The 19,543-nt window shown below is 70.9% G+C and carries 19 protein-coding genes; 10 read left to right on the forward strand and 9 right to left on the reverse strand.

From position 1 onward, the window contains the following. Positions 1-3: 3 nt before the first annotated feature. The 4 genes from N1F89_RS04230 to N1F89_RS04245 all read right to left on the reverse strand — a co-directional run bounded on the left by N1F89_RS04230 (position 4) and on the right by N1F89_RS04245 (position 4,213). Positions 4-1,026: an ABC transporter permease gene (locus N1F89_RS04230; protein WP_290081761.1), complete on the reverse strand. Its 1,023-nt coding sequence runs from the start codon at positions 1,024-1,026 to the stop codon at positions 4-6. A 70-nt stretch (positions 1,027-1,096) separates the two neighbouring features. Next, positions 1,097-2,701 carry an ABC transporter substrate-binding protein gene (locus N1F89_RS04235; RefSeq protein WP_290081763.1) on the reverse strand — a complete coding sequence of 535 codons (1,605 nt, stop codon included), beginning with the start codon at positions 2,699-2,701 and terminating at the stop codon, positions 1,097-1,099. Further along, entirely contained in the window at positions 2,698-3,438 is a 741-nt protein-coding gene (locus tag N1F89_RS04240) for an XRE family transcriptional regulator (protein WP_290081766.1), read from the reverse strand. Before N1F89_RS04240 ends, N1F89_RS04235 begins: the two co-directional genes overlap by 4 nt. Positions 3,439-3,571: 133 nt before the next feature. After that, positions 3,572-4,213, reverse strand: a complete 642-nt coding sequence (locus tag N1F89_RS04245) for an XRE family transcriptional regulator (protein WP_290081769.1) — start codon at positions 4,211-4,213, stop codon at positions 3,572-3,574. 135 nt (positions 4,214-4,348) lie between these two features. Between N1F89_RS04245 and N1F89_RS04250 the strand changes: the two genes are divergently transcribed. From N1F89_RS04250 to N1F89_RS04280, 7 genes are read left to right on the forward strand one after another with little or no spacing between them, the layout of a single operon-like run. Next, positions 4,349-5,494: an FAD-binding oxidoreductase gene (locus N1F89_RS04250; protein WP_290081771.1), complete on the forward strand. Its 1,146-nt coding sequence runs from the start codon at positions 4,349-4,351 to the stop codon at positions 5,492-5,494. Further along, positions 5,491-6,777: a TRAP transporter large permease gene (locus N1F89_RS04255; protein WP_290081773.1), complete on the forward strand. Its 1,287-nt coding sequence runs from the start codon at positions 5,491-5,493 to the stop codon at positions 6,775-6,777. Before N1F89_RS04250 ends, N1F89_RS04255 begins: the two co-directional genes overlap by 4 nt. Before the next feature lie 44 nt (positions 6,778-6,821). After that, the gene (locus N1F89_RS04260) at positions 6,822-7,799 is read left to right on the forward strand and encodes a TRAP transporter substrate-binding protein (protein ID WP_290081774.1); all 978 of its coding nucleotides are present in this window, start codon (positions 6,822-6,824) and stop codon (positions 7,797-7,799) included. A gap of 4 nt (positions 7,800-7,803) precedes the next feature. Continuing rightward, positions 7,804-8,355 (forward strand): TRAP transporter small permease subunit, encoded by a 552-nt coding sequence (locus N1F89_RS04265; protein ID WP_290081776.1) that lies wholly within the window; start codon positions 7,804-7,806, stop codon positions 8,353-8,355. Next, positions 8,352-9,809, forward strand: a complete 1,458-nt coding sequence (locus N1F89_RS04270) for a M81 family metallopeptidase (RefSeq protein WP_290081779.1) — start codon at positions 8,352-8,354, stop codon at positions 9,807-9,809. The genes N1F89_RS04265 and N1F89_RS04270 overlap by 4 nt, the downstream gene beginning before the upstream one ends. Continuing rightward, on the forward strand, positions 9,806-10,663 hold the full coding sequence (locus N1F89_RS04275) for an alpha/beta hydrolase (protein ID WP_290081781.1): 858 nt from the start codon (positions 9,806-9,808) through the stop codon (positions 10,661-10,663). The genes N1F89_RS04270 and N1F89_RS04275 overlap by 4 nt, the downstream gene beginning before the upstream one ends. After that, the gene (locus tag N1F89_RS04280; RefSeq protein WP_290081783.1) at positions 10,660-11,640 is read left to right on the forward strand and encodes an ornithine cyclodeaminase family protein; all 981 of its coding nucleotides are present in this window, start codon (positions 10,660-10,662) and stop codon (positions 11,638-11,640) included. Before N1F89_RS04275 ends, N1F89_RS04280 begins: the two co-directional genes overlap by 4 nt. Positions 11,641-11,725: 85 nt before the next feature. On the opposite strand, the gene N1F89_RS04285 is transcribed toward N1F89_RS04280, so the two are convergent. Genes N1F89_RS04285 through ectA form a run of 5 tightly spaced genes read right to left on the reverse strand, consistent with a single transcriptional unit; the run spans position 11,726 to position 16,509 of the window. Next, complete coding sequence (locus N1F89_RS04285; RefSeq protein ID WP_290081785.1) at positions 11,726-13,225, reverse strand: aspartate kinase; 1,500 nt, start codon at positions 13,223-13,225, stop codon at positions 11,726-11,728. Between the two features lie 22 nt (positions 13,226-13,247). Next, entirely contained in the window at positions 13,248-14,174 is a 927-nt protein-coding gene (gene thpD / locus N1F89_RS04290) for an ectoine hydroxylase (RefSeq protein ID WP_290081788.1), read from the reverse strand. Between the two features lie 56 nt (positions 14,175-14,230). Then, positions 14,231-14,623: an ectoine synthase gene (locus tag N1F89_RS04295; RefSeq protein WP_290081790.1), complete on the reverse strand. Its 393-nt coding sequence runs from the start codon at positions 14,621-14,623 to the stop codon at positions 14,231-14,233. Between the two features lie 7 nt (positions 14,624-14,630). After that, on the reverse strand, positions 14,631-15,923 hold the full coding sequence (gene ectB, locus N1F89_RS04300) for a diaminobutyrate--2-oxoglutarate transaminase (protein WP_290081791.1): 1,293 nt from the start codon (positions 15,921-15,923) through the stop codon (positions 14,631-14,633). Between the two features lie 46 nt (positions 15,924-15,969). Further along, positions 15,970-16,509 carry a diaminobutyrate acetyltransferase gene (ectA, locus tag N1F89_RS04305; protein WP_290081793.1) on the reverse strand — a complete coding sequence of 180 codons (540 nt, stop codon included), beginning with the start codon at positions 16,507-16,509 and terminating at the stop codon, positions 15,970-15,972. A gap of 193 nt (positions 16,510-16,702) precedes the next feature. Here ectA and N1F89_RS04310 point away from each other — a divergent pair, with 193 nt between their 5' ends. The 3 genes from N1F89_RS04310 to N1F89_RS04320 all read left to right on the forward strand — a co-directional run bounded on the left by N1F89_RS04310 (position 16,703) and on the right by N1F89_RS04320 (position 19,498). Beyond that, the gene (locus N1F89_RS04310) at positions 16,703-17,179 is read left to right on the forward strand and encodes a MarR family winged helix-turn-helix transcriptional regulator (RefSeq protein WP_290081795.1); all 477 of its coding nucleotides are present in this window, start codon (positions 16,703-16,705) and stop codon (positions 17,177-17,179) included. 142 nt (positions 17,180-17,321) lie between these two features. Further along, positions 17,322-17,765: a hypothetical protein gene (locus tag N1F89_RS04315; protein WP_290081798.1), complete on the forward strand. Its 444-nt coding sequence runs from the start codon at positions 17,322-17,324 to the stop codon at positions 17,763-17,765. Positions 17,766-17,932: 167 nt separating this feature from the next. Continuing rightward, positions 17,933-19,498, forward strand: coding sequence for a PRC-barrel domain-containing protein (locus N1F89_RS04320; RefSeq protein WP_290081799.1), 1,566 nt, complete (start codon positions 17,933-17,935; stop codon positions 19,496-19,498). The last annotated feature ends 45 nt before the right edge of the window (positions 19,499-19,543 follow it).

A 19,543-nucleotide genomic window follows, 5' to 3' on the forward strand; every position in this document is an offset into this window, starting at 1 on the left:
GGCTCAGGACCTCTGCGACAGACGGATGCGCGGGTTGATGAGCGCGATCAGCAGGTCGACCACGATGTTCACGATCAGGAACATCGCCGAGATGATGAGCACCGTGCCGACGATGGCGTTGAGATCCTTGCGCAGGATCACCGCGACGCCGTAGCGCGACAGGCCCGGCCAGGCGAACACCGCCTCCACCAGGAAGGCGTTGCCGAGCAGCGCGGCGAAGTCGAGGCCGATGATCGTCAGCGAGGGGATCAGCGACGGCCGGAAGGCGTAGCGGTTGGCGATGCGCCGCTCGGGAAAGCCGTAGGAGCGCGCCATCTCGATGAACGGGCGGTCGTAGGTCTCCACCATGTTGGCGCGGGTCAGCCGGGCGGCCTGGCCGATGCCCGACAGCGCCAGCGCGAAGGCCGGCAGCACGAGGTGCCAGGCGGCGTTGCCGAAGGCGCGGATGTCGCCGGCCAGCAGCGTGTCGATCAGCAGGAAGCCGGTGACCGACGGCACCGAGAAGCTGTCGGCGATGCGCCCGGCGATCGGAAACAGCGGCAGGAAGAAGGCGAAGATCAGCATCAGGATCACCGCCCACACGAAGCTCGGGGCGGAGACGCCGAGCATGGCGACGATGCGGATGGCGTTGTCGGGCCAGGCGCCGCGGTAGCGCGCCGAAAGCACGCCGAGCGGCAGGCCGATCATGATCATCATCAGGCCGGCGACGATGATCAGCTCCAGCGTGGCCGGCAGGAACTGGGCGATGTCGGTCGTCACCGGCCGGTTGGTGTAGAGCGACACGCCGAGGTCGCCCTGCGCCAGGTCGGCGATGAAGTAGGCGTATTGCAGCGGCAGCGGCTCGTCGAGGTGGAGCCTTTCGCGCAGGGCCTCGACCTGCTCGGCCGAGGCGTTGGGGCCCAGCGCGATGCGCGCCGGGTCGCCGGGGATGACCCGGGCGATGGCGAAGATCAGCATCGAGACCCCGACCAGCACGATCAAGGAGATCCCCAGCCGCTTCAGGATGAGGCGGACGACAGGCGACATTGCGCTCGCTTTCCAGTGGTGGCGTGGGCGGGCCGGCGGCTGGCCGCCGGCCCGCGGGGCGCGCGGCCCCTTACTCTTCGGTCATTTCCATGAGCCGGAACGAGAAGCCCATGCCGTCGAGGCCGAAGGCCTTGTCCGGATCGGACAGCGCCGGCGCCCTGACGCGGTCGGAGGCGGCGAAGATCGACTGCCGGTCATAGGCGTAGATCGACGGCGCGATCTCCATCAGCCGGTCGTTGAGCTCGGAGTAGACGGCGTCGCGCTCCTCCTTGCCGCTCACCGTGCGGCCCTTCTCGAGCAGCGCGTCGACCGTCTCGTCGTTCAGGTATTCCGGCGACTGCCAGGTGCCGGCGAGCGAGGAGTGGTACATCGGGAAGAGCAGCGTGTCGGGATCGCCGGTCACCGCGTTGACGAAGATCTGCGAGATGTGCGGCGTGTTCTCCGGCTTGGTCACCTGCTCGGTGAACAGCGCCCACGGCACCTTGCGGATCTCCGACTTGATGCCGAGCTCGGCGAAGTTGGCCTGCATGAGCAGCGCGAAGCGCTCCTCGATCGGCACCTCGCCGATCCACGAGATCTCGAGCGTGAAGTCGGCCGGGTCGTACTGGCAGTCGGCCAGGTACTGCTTGGCCGCCTCGAGGTCGCGCTCGAGCGTCTCGGATTCCGGATTGGCGCCGAACATGCCGACCGGCACCGCGCCCGTCGCCGGGCTGCCCTGGGCCACCTCGTCGGTGATCGCCACCATGGTCAGGCCGGCGGCGTAGTCGTAGGCGTTGGCCAGCGCCAGACGGCAGTTCACGTCGTCGAGCGGCGGCTTGGTGGTGTTCATCTTGACGTAGAAGGCGCCGCCGCCGGTCTCGGTGAGGAGCTGCGCGCCGTCGGCCGCCAGCGACTTGATGACCTCCGGCGGCAGCCACTGCGAGGAGATGTCGTGCTCGCCCTGGGCGAGCAGCGTGCGCACGGTGGCCGCCTCCAGGCTGTAGCGCAGGCGCACCTCGTCCGGCGCCTTGTCGGCGATGCCGAGGAAGTAGTCGGGATTTTTCTGCATCACCGTCTCTTCCTGCGGATTGTGCGCCGACACCGAATAGGCGCCGGTGCCGGCGGCGTTGGCCGACAGGAAGGCCTGGCCCCAGTCGCCCATCTCGCCTTCGCCCTCGCCGAGGTTCTCCATCACCAGCTTCTTGTCGACGATCGGCAGGCGCACCAGCGAGGCGACGAAGGGCGAGTAGGTCTCGCTGAGGTTGAAGCGCACGGTGCGCTCGTCGATCGCCTCGGCGCTCTCCACCTTGTCGAACAGGAAGGACAGGCCCTGGCCGAGCGCCTTCATGCGGTCGAAGGAGAAGACCACGTCCTCGGCGGTCATCTTGTTGCCGGACTGGAAGGTGACGTCGTCGCGCAGCGTGAAGACGAAGTCGCTGCCGTCGGTCTCCCAGCTCTCGGCCAGGTGCGGCGCGTAGCCCGGGCCGCCCTGCACCGGCAGCACCAGCGTGTCGTAGACGTTGAACATCAGGATGGAGTCGGCGTAGTCGGTCGCCTTGCCGGGGTCGAGCTCGCCGACGGCCGATTCGTCGAGGCGCAGCACCGTCTGGGCGGCGGCCGGCAGGGCGGTCGTCGCGGTCAGCGCGGTGGCGGCGAGGAGGGCGCCTGCCCAGGCGCTCATGGTTCTGGTCTTCATGACTTGTCCTCTCTGGTGGAAGTTCGCTTCTGGTTGGGCGAAGGACGGCCGGATCCGGTCGCGCCGGCCGCCTTTCTCGCTGTGGGCAGCTTCTTTCGGCTGCTGCTCCTGCGCACGGCCGGCGCCGGGTCGGTCCTGGCCGCCTCGTGCGCGTCGCCGAAGACGTCCATCGTGCAGGTGTGCAGGATGGTCGCCGGACGGTCGGTGTGGTTCCAGGTCGAGTGGGTGCGGTCGGAGGGGAAGTGGATGGAGTCGCCCGCCTCCAGGATGGTGCGCTCGCCCTCGACCTCGACGGTGATCGCGCCGTCGAGCAGGAAGAAGATCTCCTCGCCCTCGTGGGCGATCGGCTCGCTGCGGTGGCCCGGCGGCTCGTGGATGATGACGCTGCGCAGCACGTTGCCGGGGAAGGAGGCCGACAGCCGCTCGTAGCTGAGCGAGGCGCCGCCGAGCGAGTAGACCGGCCGCTGGTTGCGCCGCGTCGCCGCCGCGTCGCCGCGCGGCTGCGACAGGAACTCGCCGACGTCGGTGCCGAGCACCCGCGAGACGGAGGCCAGCGAGGACAGCGAGGGCGTGGTGATGTCGCGCTCGATCTGCGAGATGAAGCCGACCGAGAGGCCCGCCGCGCTCGCCACCTCCTTGAGCGTGAGGCCGAGCTCCTGGCGGCGCTCGCGCAGCCGCTTGCCGAGCTGGCTGTGCGCGATGGCGATGCCTTCACTGCCACTGGCGGCGTCGTTCAAGCCGGGCCTCCCGTTTTAGTCTTGCTAAAACTGTGACAGGCTGGCGACGCGAGTCAAGCGGTTTTTAGTATAGGTAAAACGCGCTGTCGAAAAACCGCGTGCTGAAACGCGTTCCGCTCATGTTTCCAATGGCTTAGATTGCGTCGTCCGGGGCCGCGCGCGGCGCCGGTTCGGTGCCGGGCAGGCGCGTGCAGACCACCAGGATGCGCGCGTCGGCGGCGCCGGCCGAGGCGTAGAGGTGGCCGCGGCGGCTGTCGAAATAGATGCTCTCGCCGGTCTCCAGCGCGACCGGCTCCCGGCCTTGCAGATGCACCGTGACGCGGCCCTCGAGCACCATCAGGAACTCCTCGCCCGGATGGCTGACGAAGCGGTCGAAGCGCATCGCCTCGTAGGGCCGCAGCGTGCCCAGCATTGGCGTCATCGCCTTCTGCCAGAGCTGCGGAAACAGCATCTCGTAGACGTAGTTGGGCGTCTCGTGCAGCATGAAGTCGCCGCGCCGGGCGACCGCCACCTCGCCGGGCAGGAACTGGCCGCCCTCGTCGGAAAACAGCGCCGCGATGTCGACGCCGAGCCCGTCGGCGAGCTGGCTGAAGCGGTCGTAGGTCAGCGCCATGATGCCGCGCTCGACCTTGGAGACCGTCGACACGGCGAGGCCGGAGCGCTGCGCCACCTCGGCGAGCGTGAGGCCGCGCTCGTGCCGGATCTGGCGCAGCCGCTCGCCCATCTCGGCGCGGCGCTCCGCGCGTACCGGTTCCGATCGCAGCCGTTCGTCCATGCCTCACTCTAGCGGTGCCGGGGGGCGGCGTCCATGCCGGTTTTCCGATACGAAAATTTTCGGTTTTCCCATCGGAAAAGCTCTGTTACGCTTCCCGCCGCTCCGCCTCGTGCGGGGCTGAGATCGGGGGGTGCCATGCCGGCCGGAGCGCGAGAGAGCTGCGACATCGCCGTGATCGGCGCCGGCATCGCCGGTGCCTCGCTGGCGAGCGAGCTCGCCGCCACGCATCGCGTCGTCCTCGTCGAGCGCGAGCCGCAGCCCGGCTATCACACCACCGGCCGTTCGGCGGCGCTGTTTTCCACCACCTACGGGCCGCCGGTGATCCGCGCCATGTCGCGTGCCTCGGCCGGCTTCTTCGAGGCGCCGCCGCAGGCCTTCGCCGAGCACGCGCTGCTCGGCCCGCGCGGCATGCTGATGATCGCCAGGGCCGACCAGGCCGAGGCGCTGGAGGCCGCGCATGCCGCGCTGGCCGAGCACGGCACGGTCGAGCGGCTGACCGGCGAGGCGGCACGGCAGCGCGCGCCGCTGCTGCGCGCCGGCTATGCCGCCGGCGCCATCGCCGAGGCGGGCGCGCGCGACATCGACGTGCATGCGCTGCACCAGGGCTATCTGCGCCGCTTCCGCCGCGCCGGCGGGCGGCTTGTGACCGATGCCGAGCTCGTGGCGCTGGCGCCGGAGGGCGGCCGCTGGCGGGTCGACACGCGCGCCGGCACCGTGTTGGCCGACGCGGTGGTCAACGCGGCGGGCGCCTGGGCCGACGCGGTGGCGCAGATGGCGGGCGCCGCGCCGGTTGGCCTGGTGCCGAAGCGGCGCACGGCGCTGATCGTCGCCGCGCCGGAGGGCGCCAGGCCGGCGGGCTGGCCGATGGTCGTCGACGTCGCCGAGGAGTTCTACATGAAGCCCGACGCCGGCCGGCTGCTCGTCTCGCCGGCCGACGAGACGCCGTCGCCGCCCTGCGACGCGCAGCCCGAGGAGCTCGACGTGGCGATCTGCGTCGACCGCATCGAGCGCGCCTTCGACATCGCGGTGCGGCGCATCGAGAACAAGTGGGCGGGTCTGCGAAGCTTCGTCGCCGACAAGGGGCCGGTGGTCGGCTACGCGCCCGAGCGGCCCGGCTTCTTCTGGCTCGCCGGCCAGGGCGGCTACGGCATCCAGTCGGCGCCGGCCATGGCGCGCGCGGCGGCCGCGCTGGTGCGCGGCGAGGCGCTGCCGGCCGACATCGCCGACCAGGGCGTGACGCCGGCCGCGCTGGCGCCGGCCCGGCTGGCGCAAGCGGCATGATCGGCTTCGTCCCCGTCGCCGCACTGGTGCTGCTGGCATCGGGTCTGGCGCTCGCCTACGTGATCGGCGCGTCCGCCGTGCTCGCCTTCGTGGCGGCCGACAAGGCGCGCTATCTCGCCATCCTGCCGCAGCAGATCTTCTCCAAGATCGACGTCTTCGCGCTGATGGCGATGCCGCTGTTCATCCTCGCCGGCGAGGTGATGAACCGCGGCGGCGTGACGCGCGCGCTGATCGACCTGTCGATGGCGCTGGTCGGGCGGCTGCGCGGCGGTCTCGGCCACGTCAACATCATGACCAGCGTGTTCTTCGCCGGCATCTCCGGCTCGGCGGTGGCCGACGCCGCGGCGCTGTCCAACACGCTGGTGCCGGCGATGCGCGAGCGCGGCTATTCCGACACCTATGCCGGGGCGATCACCGCGGCCTCCTCGATCATCGGGCCGATCGTGCCGCCGTCGATCATCCTGATCTTCTACGGCGCCCTGATGGGCACCTCGGTGACCGCGCTCTTCCTCGCCGGCATCGTGCCGGGGCTGGTGCTGGCGCTGGCGCTGTTCATCGTCAACGCCGTCTATGCCTGGCGCGCCGGCCACCCCAAGCTGGCGCGCGGCGAGACGCCGCCGCTCGTCCCGACGCTGCTGCGCTCGGCGCCGGCGCTGGTGCTGCCGGTCGTCATCGTCGGCGGCATCGTGCTCGGCTGGATGACGCCGACCGAGGCCGCGGCCGTCGCCGTGTTCGCGGCGCTGGCGGCCTCGGCCTTCTACAACGGCCTGACCCGCGCCGCGCTGCTGGCCGGCCTCAAGCGCACCGCGACGCTGTCGGGCTCGATCTTCATGATCATCGCGGCGATCGCAGCGCTCGGCCATCTCGGCGCGCTCGAGCGGCTGCCCGAGACGATCGCTGCCACCGTCACCGAGCTCGGCCTCGGGCCGGTCGCCTTCATGATCGTGCTCAACGTCATCCTGCTGGTCGCCGGCATGGTGCTCGACATTCCCGTGGCGCTCGCCCTGCTCGTGCCGCTGCTGGCGCCGGTCGCCCTGGCGCAGGGCGCCGACCCGGTGCATCTCGGCATCATCGTGTGCTTCAACCTGTCGCTCGGCCTCGCCACGCCGCCCGTCGGCGGCTGCCTGCTCGTCGTGTCGGCGGTGACGCGCACCAACTACTGGCGGCTCGCCGCCGCCGTCATTCCCTTCGTGCTGGCCGAGATCGCCGTGCTGGCGCTGCTCGTCGCCGTGCCGGAGATCAGCCTGGCGCTGCCGCGCGCGCTCGGCCTGATCGGCGGCTAGCCGGGGAAACCGCAAGACCCGCAACCAATGGGAGGAGAACCGACATGACACTGACCAGACTGACCAGGGCGGCGGCCGTCGCCGCGACGCTCGCCTTCGCCGCCCCGGCGGCCGCGCAGGTCAAGGTGGCGCTCGACAGCCCGCCCGACCTCGAAGGCTCCGGCAGCTATGTGTGGGCGCACACCTTCGTCGAGCACCTCAAGCAGAACGGCATCGAGGCCGAGGAGTACCAGCGCGGCGCGCTGGGCGGCGACGACGAGCTGTTCGACCAGGTCTCGCAGGGCCTGCTCGAGGTGTCGATGTCGCCGCTCAACATCGTCGCCTCGCTCGACGACCTGATCTTCGGCCTGCGGCTGCCCTACTTCTTCGACGGCATGCAGGACGTCGACCGCGCGCTCTACGAGGGCGGCATGCTGGAGCAGATCAACGCCGAGACGACGCCGTCGGGCGTGCGCGTGCTGGCCGTCAACACGGTCGGCCAGGGCAGCGGCATCTTCAACACCAAGCACCCCGTCGAGACGCTCGACGACATGGCGGACCTGCGCATGCGCGCGCTCGACGAAAGCCAGATCGAGCTGTTCAAGGCGTGGGGCGCGACCGGCACGATCGTCAGCTGGGCGGAGGTGCCGAACGCGCTGCAGACGGGCGTCGCCGACGGCTACCTCAACCCGCCGATCGTGCCGCTGCTGTTCGGCCACACCGACTTCATCAAGCACTTCACCGACGCGGAGATCTCGCCGTCGCTGCGCATCACCATCGTCTCGGAGGACTGGTACCAGGGGCTTTCGGACGAGGAGCGCGCCGTGGTCGACGCCGCGGCGGATGCGGCCAACGCGGCCAACCGCGAATGGCTGAAGACGCAGGGCGGCGTCTACGACAAGCTCGAGGCGGCCGGCGTGTCGATCGTGCGGCTCGACGAGGCGGCGCGCGAGGCCTTCCGCGCGGCGTCGGAGGAGACCTACGACAGCGGCCTGCTGACGGCCGAGCAGCTCGACGCCTGGCGCGCCGCCAAGGGCGAGTGAGCCCGTGCGGGCGGCGGCGCTTCTGACCCGTCTTTCCGACGGGCTCAACCGGCTGGCGCTGTGGGGCGCCATCGCGGCCGTGGCGACCATGGCCGCGGCGGCCGCCTACCAGGTCGTCGCCCGCTACCTGTTCGACGCGCCGCCGATCTGGACCGAGGAGCTCGCCCGCCGCGCCATGGTGTGGGCCGGCATGCTGGGCGCCTCGGTCGCCTTCCACGAGCGCTCCGACCCGGTGCTGTTCGCCGGCATGGCGGCGCTCGACGGGGCGGCGGGCAAGGCGCTGGCGCTGGTGCGCGCGGCCGGCGTCGCCGTTTTCGCCTTCCCCGTCCTCTACTATTCGCTGTTCGGCGCCAACATGCAGCTTTCCCGCGGCTTCCTCGGCCGCAGCCTGGAGCGCCAGGCCGAGATGCTCGGCGTGCCGATGATCTGGTTCACCGCCGCGGTGCCGGTCGCTTTCGCCATCATCATGGTGCACGTGCTGGCCGGCCTCGTCACCCGCTTCGCCGGCGCGCCCGCGCCGGACCCCGACCCGGCGCGCAAGGAGAGCCCCGCATGAAGACCTTCATCGCCAGCCTGAGCACGGAGACAAACTCCTTCTCGCCGCTGCCCACGGGCATGCTGTCCTTCGAGGAGGCGGTGATCGCGCATGGCGACGCCTCGCGCGGGCCCGTGCAGTACTGGTCGGCGCCGATGCGGCTGTGGCGCGAGGCGGCGGAAGAGCGCGGCTGGCCGGTCGTCGAGAGCCTGACGGCGCACGCCCAGCCGGCCGGCCCGACCGTCAGGACCGTCTACGAGGGCTTCCGCGACGAGATCCTGCGCGACCTCGAGGCGGCGATGCCGGTCGACGTCGTGCTTCTGTCGCTGCACGGCGCGATGATGGCCGACGGCTACGAGGACTGCGAGGGCGACCTGATCGCGCGCTGCCGGCAGGTCGTCGGCCGCGACGCGGTGATCGGTGCGCTGCTCGATCCGCACTGCCACCTCACCGAGGCGATGATCGAGGCGGCGACGCTGCTGGTCGCCTACCGCGAGTATCCGCATGTCGACATTCCCGAGCGGGCGCAGGACCTGTTCGCGCTCGCCGCCGACGCGGCCGAGGGCAGGACGCGGCCGGTGATGCGCGACCACGACTGCCGGATGATCTGCGCCATGCACACGCCGCGCGAGCCGATGCGCGGCTTCGTCGAGGCGATGAAGGCGCGCGAGCGCGAGCCCGGCATCCTGTCGCTGTCGCTGGCGCACGGCTTTCCCTGGGGCGACCATCCGCGCGTCGGCGCGCGCATGCTGGCGATCGCCGACGGCGATGCCGAGCTGGCCGACAGCACGGCCCGCGCGATGGGCGACCGGCTGTTCGCCATGCGGCGCGAGGTGGCGCCGGCCTATCCCGACATCGACGCCGCGCTCGCGCGTGCGGCGGCGGCGCCGGCCGGGCCGGTGGTGCTGGCCGACGTCTCCGACAATGCCGGCGGCGGCGCGCCGAGCGACGCGACCTTCCTGCTCGAGGCGATCCTCGCGCGCGGGCTGACCAATGTGGCGAGCGGCGTCTACTGGGACCCGGTCGCCGTGCGCATCTGCCGCGAGGCGGGCGAGGGCGCGACCCTGCCGCTCAGGCTCGGCGGCAAGTGCGGCCCGATGTCGGGCCGGCCGCTCGACCTCGAGGTCACCGTGCGGCGCGTCGCCGAGGGGCTGACGCAGCGCTTCGGCGAGCTGTCGACGCCGCTCGGCCAGACGGTGTGGCTGTCGCTGGCCGGCGACATCGACCTCGTGATCAACGACCAGCGCACGCAGACCTTCCATCCGGAAGCCTTCACCGGGCTCGGCATCGACCTGGCCGGCAAGGCGATCGTGTGCGTGAAGTCCTCGCAGCACTTTTATGCCGGCTTCGCGCCGATCGCCGCCGAGGTGATCCACGTCGCCACGCCCGGCGCCATCACGCCCGACTTCGCCAACATCCCCTACACGCGGCGGGCGCCGAACTACTGGCCGAAGATGGAGGACCCCTTCGCATGACCAACAGCCTGATCGCCGCGCGCGAGCGCTTCGCGGCCGCGCATCCCGAGCGCCGCACCGTGCTCGGCGGCCGCGAATGGGGCGTCGTCGAGCTGCGCGGCGACGGGCCGGCGCTGCTGCTCATCCCCGGCACGCTCGGCCGGGCCGACATCTTCTGGCAGCAGATCGCCGCGCTGGAGGGCCGGGCGCACGTGCTCGCCGTCAGCTATCCCGCCGCGGGCGGGGTCGCCGAATGGGCCGACGACCTGGCCGCGCTGCTCGGCCGGGCCGGCATCGCCCGCGCCACCGTGCTCGGCTCATCGCTCGGCGGCTATCTGGCGCAGCATTTCGCCGCCGTGCACGCGGCGATGACCGACGGGCTGATCGCGGCCAACACGCTGCACTCGGTCGCCGACATCCGCACGCGCCCGCCCTATGCCTCCGACCTCGACGGCGGCCCGATCGAGGAGCTGCGGGCCGGCTTCGGCAGCGGGCTCAAGGCCTGGGCGGCGGCGCATCCCGACCAGGCGGAGCTGGTCGAGCTGCTCCTGGCCGAGGTCGGCGGCCGCATCCCGGAAGCCGAGCTGCGCACGCGGCTGAAGGCGCTCAAGCACGGCGCGGAGCTGCCGCCCGTCGGCCTCGCGCCGGCGCGCATCGCCACGGTGGAGGGCGACGACGACCCGCTGATCCCGCCGCCCATGCGCGCGGCCGTGCGCGCACGGCTGAAGCCGGCGACCGCCTACCGCTTCGCCTGGGGCGGCCACTTTCCCTACGTGGTGCGGCCGGCGCTCTACACCACGCTGATCGAGGAGCGGCTCGGCCTCGTCGGCGACGGGCGGACCGCGTGGGGCGGCGGCGCGGAGCGCGTGCGGTGATCGTGCTGAGCGAGCGCGACGTCGCCGCGCTGCTGCCGATCGGGACCGCCATCGCGCTGGTGGAACGCGTGATGATCGCTGTGTCGCGCGGCGGCGCGACGCTGCCGCTGCGCACCATCATGGACGTCGGCGGCGGCAACCGCATGGGCATGATGCCCGGCGCGCTCGACGAGCCGGCCTGCTACGGCATCAAGCTCGTCAGCCTGTTTCCCGACAATCCGAAGTCCGGCCGCTCCTCGCACCAGGGCGCGATGGTGCTGTTCGAGCCGCGGCACGGCGCGGCGGTCGGCATGATGAACGCCGGCCTTCTGACGGCGCTGCGCACGGCGGCGGCGAGCGCGGTCGCGACGCGGGCGCTGGCGCGGCCGCAGGCGAGCCGCCTCGCCATCATCGGCACCGGCGAGCAGGCGCGCCATCATCTCGACGCCATGCTGGCGGTGCGGCCGGTGACAGAGCTCAGCGTCGCCGGCCGGCGCGCCGAGGCGGCAGCCGCCTTCGCCGCGTCCGCCGCCGAGCGCCATCCCGGGCTGCAGGCGACGGCCGGGACCGACGTCGCCGCCGCCGTGCGCGAGGCCGACATCGTGTGCGCGGTCACGGCGGCGGCCGAGCCTGTGCTGTGCGGCGACTGGATCGCGCCCGGCACGCATGTCAACGCGGTCGGCGCCTCGATTCCCGCCAAGCGCGAGATCGACGAGGCGCTGGTCGTCAAGGCGCGGCTGTTCGCCGACTACCGGCCGTCGCTGTTCGCCCAGGCGGGCGAGGTGATCGGCGCGCTGGAGCGCGGCGCGATCGGCAAGGACCATGTCGCCGGCGAGATCGGCGAGGTGCTCGCCGGGCAGGTCGCGGGGCGGCGCAGCGAGACCGACATCACGCTCTATCGCTCGCTCGGCATCGCCGCGCAGGATCTGGCATGCGCGGCGCACTGCCTGGAGGCGGCCCGCGCGCGCGGCCTCGGCATCGCGGCGCCGCTCGACTGACGGGGCATCGCCGGACGAAAAAACGCCGCGCATCGGCCGATGCGCGGCGTTCGTTGTCGGTGCGTCTGTCCGTCGGGCCCGCCGGTCAGGCGGCGTCGGCCAGCTCCTCGCGCGCGGTATCGCTTTCCACGAAGGTGCGGTGCAGCGCGCGCACGGCGGTGTCCTTCTCCTCGCCGCGCACGACGAACTGGACGTCGACGCCGCGGCCGGTCTCCAGCGCGGAGATCGGCACGATGCCCTCTTCCTTCAGCGCCGCCAGCCCGCGCAGCATGACGTCGAGGCCGCCGAGCTCGCGGCCGATGACCGCGACGATCGCGGTGCGGCGCGCCGTCACCCGGGCGGCCGGATAGCGCTCGCCGAGATCGCGCTCGACGCGGCGGATCGCCTTCAGCGTCGCGTCGACATGATGCACGATGGTGTTGGCGTTGGAGGCCTTGGCGACGATGCGCACCCGGTGGCGCGTCAGCACGTCGAGGATCGCCGCATCGTAGCCCTTGACGCCGACCATGTCCTGCTCGAACAGCTCGAGGCTGGTGATCGGCAGGCCGGTGACCATCTCGACGCCGGCGCTGCGCGCCGGCTCGGCGTCGATCAGCGTGCCGGGGTCCTCCGGCTCGAAGGCGTTGGCCACGCGCAGCGGCACGCCGGCCTGGCGCAGCTTCTTGGCCGCCTTCGGGTGGATCGCCTCCATGCCCATGTTGGAGAGCTGGTCGGCCACGTCGTAGTTGGTGCGGCCGATCTTGCGCACCTTGTCCTCGCCGACCAGGCGCGGGTCGGCGCTCGACAGGTGGAACTCCTTGTGGATGATCGCCTCGCGCGCGCCGGTCAGCGCGGCGATGGTGGCGAAGGTCACCTCGGAGTAGCCGCGGTCGAACTCGCGCATCAGCCCCTCGCGGCACTGCGCGTAGCCGGTGACGATCGGCAGCTCGCGCTCCAGATCGATGTCGGAGAAGGCGTTGAGGATGCGCTCGTCGAGCGAGGGCTGCGTCTCGTCGCGCCAGCCGGTCAGGTCGACGAAGCGGGCGTCGACGCGGTGGCGGCGCAGCAGCAGCGTCAGGTTGTGCGCCGAATGCGCCTCGCCGAGCGCCGACAGCAGCTCGCGGATGGTCTGCATGTGCTCGACGAGCTGGAAGTGCCCGTAGGAGCACAGCCGCTGCAGGTCGATCAGGCAGCCGCGGGCGCCCTCGATGCGCTCGCGCACGAAGTCGTCGGCGGCGTTGCGGTCGCCGGCGTCGTCGAACATCGCCGCGTTGATCTCGCGCATGGCGCGGCCGACCTCGCTCAGCGCGTCCATCCAGCCATGCTCGTTGTCGGCCTGCGCGAACAGGCCGTAGACGCCGGGCTCGCCCGACTTCTTGTTCTCCAGCAGCTTGTCGGTGATGCCGCCGAAGGCTGACACCACGAAGGCGCGCCGATAGAGCGCCTCGCCCTCGCGGCGGCCGATCAGGATGGTGTCGATCAGCTCGCGCGCGCGGCTCATCGAGGTGCCGCCGATCTTCTCGACGGTGTGGCGGCCGCGGGCCGGTTCCCCGCCGCCGCGCCCGTCGGGCGCAGCGGCACTGCTGTCTTGTTGTCGTGTGATCATTCTGTCCTTCAATGCTCCGCCGTTACGCCAGCGCGCCCGAGACGACCTCGACCGGCTTCGCCGCGTCGCGCTGGGCCAGGAAGTCGGGCCGCGGCTTCTTGGCTGCGAAGGGTGCCTCGAGCGCGTTCGAAACGGCGTTGAACACGAAGAAGGCGTTGGAGCGGGCGAACGGCGTGATGTTGCCGTTGGAGCCGTGCATCGTGTTGCAGTCGAAGAAGACCAGCGTGCCGGCCGGGCCGGTGGCGGCGGTGATGCCGCTCTGCTCGGCGAGCTTGGCGAGCGCGGCGTGCGAGGGCACGCCCACCTCCTGCTTCTTGAGCGAGGACTTGTGGTTGTCGTCCGGCGTCTCGCCGGCGCACGCGATGAAGTGCTTGTGCGAGCCGGGCATCAGCATCAGCGGCCCGTTCAGCGCGTCGTTGTCGGTCAGCAGCAGCGAGGCGGAGACGGCGCGCATGCGCGGCATGCCGTCCTCGGCGTGCCAGGTCTCGAAATCGGAGTGCCAGTAGAACTCCTTGCCGGTGAAGCCCGGCTTGTAGTTCAGCCTGGACTGATGGACGTAGACGTCCTCGCCGAGCAGGAAGCTGGCGATGCCGGCCAGCCGCCGGTCGCGCGACAGCCGGTCGAACAGCGCGCTCTGCTCGGGCAGCTTGAAGACCGTGCGCACGGCTTCCGAGCCGGGCTCGGTGATGACGCTGCCGTCCATCAGCTCGCGCTCGCCGGAGCGCATCGCCGCGGACTCGGCGACCAGCGCGGCCACCTCGTCGGGCGAGAACAGATCCTTGAGCACCAGGAAGCCGTCGCGGTCGAAGGCGTCGGCCTGCTGCGCGGTCAGCGGCGCGTCGGGGCGCCACTGGCTCCAGACCACCTTGTCGGCGCGCGGCAGCCACTTCTCCTCGGGCAGGCGCGACGGATAGGGATCGGATTGTCGGGGCATCGACATGGTAGACATCGTCTTCGGTCTCCTTGTTCTTGTGTTCTACGGAACGGCGCGTCCTCGCGTCCGGGTCACACGGGCTCGCCCTCCAGGGCATAGGAGCCGTCGTCCTGATGCACTTCGCGGCCGGTAACCGGCGGGTTGAAGACGCAGGCCATCACCATCTCGGTGTCGGCGCGCAGGATGTGCTGGTCGTGCTTGTCCAGCGCGTACATGACGCCGGGATGGATGGGGTGGACGTCGCCGGTGGCCACGTCCTCGATCGAGCCGGTGCCCGACACGCAGTACACGCACTCCAGATGGTTCTTGTAGTGCATGGGCAGGTCGGCGCCGGCGTAGATGGTCGTGATGTGGAAGCTGAAGCCCATCTCGTCCGACTTGAGCAGCAGCCGCACGCTCTCCCAGCCGTTCGACACGACGCGGCGGGTGGTCTTGTTCTCGGTGTTGAGGTCCCTGACGATCATCGGTTGCTTACTCCGCGGCGATCTTGCTGGTGGTCGAAACGTCCCTGACGGCGTCCTCGAGAATGTCGAGGCCGCGTGCGAACAGCGCTTCGTCGATGGTCAGCGGCGCCAGCACCTTGACCACCTCGTCGTGTGCGCCCGAGGTCTCGATCACCAGGCCGGCCTCGAAGCAGCGCGCGCAGATCTCCGAAGCCGTCTCGCCGGAGCCGACGTCGACGCCCATCATCATGCCGCGGCCCTTGAGCCGTGCGGCGGGCAGATGCTCGGCGATCTTGCGCAGCCGGCGCTCGAGGAACGCGGACTTGTTGCCGATGGTTTCCTGGAAACCGGCATCGGCCCAGAACTTCTCGAGCGCCACGCGGGCCGTCAGGAAGGCATGGTTGTTGCCGCGGAAGGTGCCGTTGTGCTCGGCAGGGCCGAAGATGTCGTGCTCGGGGCGCACGAGCAGCGCGGCGAGCGGCAGGCCGAAGCCGGACAGCGACTTGGCCATCGTCACCAGATCCGGCTTCACGCCCATCTCCTCGAAGGAGAAGAAGCTGCCGGTGCGGCCGCAGCCGGCCTGGATGTCGTCGACGATCAGCAGCGCGCCGTGGGCGCGCGCGATCTGCTCGACGCGGCGCACCCAGTCGCGCGAGGCGGCGTTGAGGCCGCCCTCGCCCTGCACCGTCTCCAGCAGGATGGCGGCCGGCTCGTCGACGCCGCTCGACGGGTCGGCGAGCATGCGGTTGAGCACGTCGGCGGTGTCGGCGCCGCGGCCGAGGAAGCCGTCATAGGGCAGCCGCGTGACGTCGGGCAGCGACACGCCGCTGGCGCCGCCGCGGTGGTAGCCGTTGCCGGTCGCCGCGAGCGCGCCGTGGGTGACGCCGTGGAAGCCGTTGGTGAAGGCGATGACGTTGGTGCGGCCGGTCACCTTGCGGGCGAGCTTGAGCGCCGCCTCGACCGCGTTGGCGCCCGTCGGCCCGGTGAACATGACCTTGTAGTCCATGTTGCGCGGCTTGAGGATCAGCCGCTCGAAGGCCTCGAGGAAGTCCGCCTTGGCGGCGGTGTGCATGTCGAGGCCGTGCGCCACCCCGTCGGCCTCGAGATAGGCGATCAGGGCGGCCTTCATGTCGGGATCGTTGTGGCCGTAATTGAGCGACGAGCAGCCGGCCAGGAAGTCGATGTACTCCCGGCCGTCCTTCGTCCTCAGGGTCGCGCCGCTGGCGCTGTCGAACACGACGGGGAAGCTGCGGCAGTAGCTGCGCGCTTCCGACTCGCGTCGAGTGAAAATCTCAGTGTCGTCCGGCGTGGCGGTCGTCATTGCGGTCCTTTCGGGTGGTTCTTTTTGGGAAGACGTCGGGGACGGATCAGGCGGCGTCGCGCGCCGCCTCCTCGAACCGGATCGTCACCATGTGCTCGGTGGCGTGCTCGCCATCGAAATGCGCGTCCTTGCGGAAGTAGGGCTCGCGCTTCATGCTGCCGCCGCGGCGGCGGGCGAGCGAGCCGAACAGCGCCCAGCTCGCATCGTTGTCGGCGGTGATCGTCGTCTTGAGCCGGCGCACGTCGGCGCAGACCTCGCGCTCGAGCAGCGCGTTGAGCATCGCCTTGCCGACGCCGCGTCCCTGGACGCTGGCATCGACGGCGACCTGCCAGACGAAGACCGTGTCGGGCTCGTCGGGCACGATGTAGCCGGAAACCCAGCCGACCACGGCGCCGTCGCACTCGGCCACCACGCAGGTGTCGCCGAAGTGGTCGCACTGGAGCAGATTGCAGTACAGGGAGTTTTCGTCGAGGGGCTCGCACGACTGGATCAGACGCCACACATCGGAGCCGTCCTCCGTCCGCGGCGTGCGGTAGGTGATGTCGTCAGATCGCTTTCGAACCAGCTTTATGTCGCTCGCAGGCACTTCAACCTCCTCTTTGGGACGGGCCGGATATTACGATTGACGAACCATATTTCAACCGCCTGCTCCTCAAATGGTTCCGAAATGGCGCGCGCAGCCGGTTCCGCGTGCCAGAAGGGCCTGAATATGCTTTGCTAATCGAAACAATGTTTTTCTGCTATCACCGGGCAGGGATAGCGGCCGGGGGCGACGAGGCATGGAAGACCGCACACAGACCAGTCTGATCGCGCTCCGGCGCATCCTGCGCGCCACCGAACTCAACGCGCGCACGCTGGCGCGCGCCACGGGGCTGACGACGCCGCAGCTCATCGTGCTGGAGATCGTCTCGGCCGCCGGCCAGGCGACGCCGAAGGAGATCGCCGCGCAGGCCGGCGTCGGCCAGGCGACGGCGACCGCGCTGGTCGACAAGCTGGAATCGCGCGGCCTGGTGCGGCGCCAGCGCGGCGACCGCGACCGCCGCCTCGTCTGGGTGACGGCGACCGACGAGGGCCGGCGGGTGCTGGAGGCCGCGCCCGACCCGCTGCAGCGCATCTTCGCCCAGCAGTTCGGCGCGCTGCCGAGCTGGGAGCAGGCGATGATCGTGGCGGCGCTCGAAAAGGTCGGCGCGATGCTCAACGCCGGCGCCATCGACGCCTCGCCGCTGCTCGACGTGGGCGCCGTCGACCGGCGCTGAGGACGCGGCGCGGGCTGCCGCCGGCCTGCGGCGGAACGGACCGCACGACGCAACGCGGCGGGCCGGCTGCGCATTGACCTGGCACGCGGCGGCAGGCCGGCACCGGCCCGCCGCCCATCCGCATCAGCCAGGAGGTCCCGTCATGCGCCCATCCGTCTCCATCCTCAGCGCCCTCGTCGCGGTCGCGCCGCTCGCGGCCGCGGCCGGGCCGGCCGTCGCCGACGAGCACGGCGGCAACGTCCCCGAAACGGTCGTCGGGCTGGTCGAGCCCGAGCAGCAAGAGATCCTCGCCGACATCCGCGACAACAACATGAGCGCGGAGGAGATCCGCGGCGAGCCGCTGGTCGGCGCGGTGACGGTCGTCGACCTGTCCGGCTTCCGCGGCGAGGGCGACCTGCAGGCGCTGCAGCGCATCCTCGACAACGCCGAGGACGAGTTCGCCGAGATCCGCACGGCGATCGCCGTCAACGAGCATTTCGAGGCGGCGATCGAGGACAAGGACGTGCCGGTCAGCAAGGTGATCGCGGTGACGCGCCAGGAGGACGCGGCGATCACCGTCTACTACCGCTCCAGCCTGGAACCGTGAGCGCTGCGGCACGGTGCCGCAGGAATTTCGGAACAAATGTGGCGGGGCGTTGTTGGTCCCCAGCATCGCGGCCAGCGCGGCGCCCCGGCAGCCCCGGCGGCGCACGGGCCGATGCCACAACCGAAACACCGAACCGCCAAACCGCAACCAGATACGGAGCAGACACCATGACCAGACTGTCGATTCCGCTCCTGCTCGCGGCCACGGCCCTCGTGCCGGCGGCCCATGCCCAGGACAACCAGCAGCAGAACGCCGACCAGATGGCGCAGAGCTGCGACCAGCTCGTCAACTATGTCGAGCAGAACCGGACCGACGACACCGGCATCACCGCCGAGCGGGCCGAGCGCATCGCCGGCGAAGGCGACCGCCAGACCTGCAACGACGCCCTGCGCATGGCGCGCGGCGACATCTCGGCCGACGAGGACGCGCAGAACTACGATGCTGACGCCATGGCGCGCATCCGCGTTATCGTGCCCGATCCGCAGGTGACCGTCGACCAGTCGGCGCCGGAGGTCACCGTCGACCAGCGTGCGCCCGAAGTGGCCGTCGATCCCGGCCGGCCGCAGGTGACGGTCAACCAGAAGCAGCCGGTCGTCTCGGTCGAGACCACGCCGCCGCGCATCACCATCGACATGCCGAAGCCGGAGATCCTCGTCCAGATGCCGGACCCGGATGTCGACATCGCCATGGCCAAGCCGCGCATCAGCGTCGAGCAGCCCGAGCCCGAGGTGAATGTCGAGCAGGGCGAGGTGCGCGTGCAGATGGGCAAGGAGACCGACACCGGCGAGGACACGGGCCGGCAGGCCAGCGTCGACGTTGAGTCGGAGCAGGCCGAGGTGCAGGTCCAGCAGCCGGCGCAGAGCCAGGTGCAGATCAGCGAGGTGCGTCCGCGCGTGCGCTACAACGCCGCCGAGCCGCGCGTCGAGGTCAGCGAGGCCGGCGAGCCCGAGATCCAGTTCAACCAGTCGGGTGAGGCGAACGTCCAGTTCCGGCAGATGACCGCCGACGAGACGCGCCAGGCGGCCGCCGAGGAGCGCGACCGCGCCACGCAGGACCAGGCCCGCAACGAGGCCGGCGGTCAGACCCAGGACCAGGCCCAGGATCAGAACCAGGCCCAGAATCAGGCCCAGAATCAGGCAATGACCGAGACCGGCGAGCAGGGCTCGCAGGATCGGACCGGCCAGGACCAGGCGATGGACGAGCGCGATGCGCAGGACGCCAACCTGGAGGCCCGCATGGCCGATGAGCCGGCCGGCCAGGATGGCGAGCGCGCCGATGTCGGCACCGCCGAGGAGGCGCCCGACGCCGTCGCCGCGGTCGACAGCGAGCAGGCCGCGGGTGAGCAGGCCCGGCAGCCGGCCGATGCGAACCAGAACCTGTCGGTGATGCGCTCGCAGGGCGGCGAGGCCGACCAGAACCGGGCGACCGAGCTGGTCCGCGTCGAGCAGCTTCTCGACATGAGCGTCATCGGCTCGGAGGGCGAGTCGATCGGCGATGTCGAGAACGTCGTCTTCCGCGGCGACGCGGTCTATGTGGTCGTCGGCAGCGGCGGCTTCCTCGGCCTCGGCGAGAAGCAGGTCGCGCTGCCCTTCGCCGACATGATGCTGCGCGGTGACGAACTGGTCATGCGCCAGATCACCGACGAGGACGTGGCGTCGATGGAAGAGGTCGATGTCGACGACTTCGAGAACTTCGGCCCCGACGGCGAGCTCGAGGTCGGCGTGCAGGGCTGATCGCCCGCAACGCTTCGGCGGCCGGCCCGCGCGGGCCGGCCGCGG

It is taken from the genome of Aquibium sp. A9E412 (assembly GCF_030398335.1).
Lineage (GTDB): Bacteria > Pseudomonadota > Alphaproteobacteria > Rhizobiales > Rhizobiaceae > A9E412.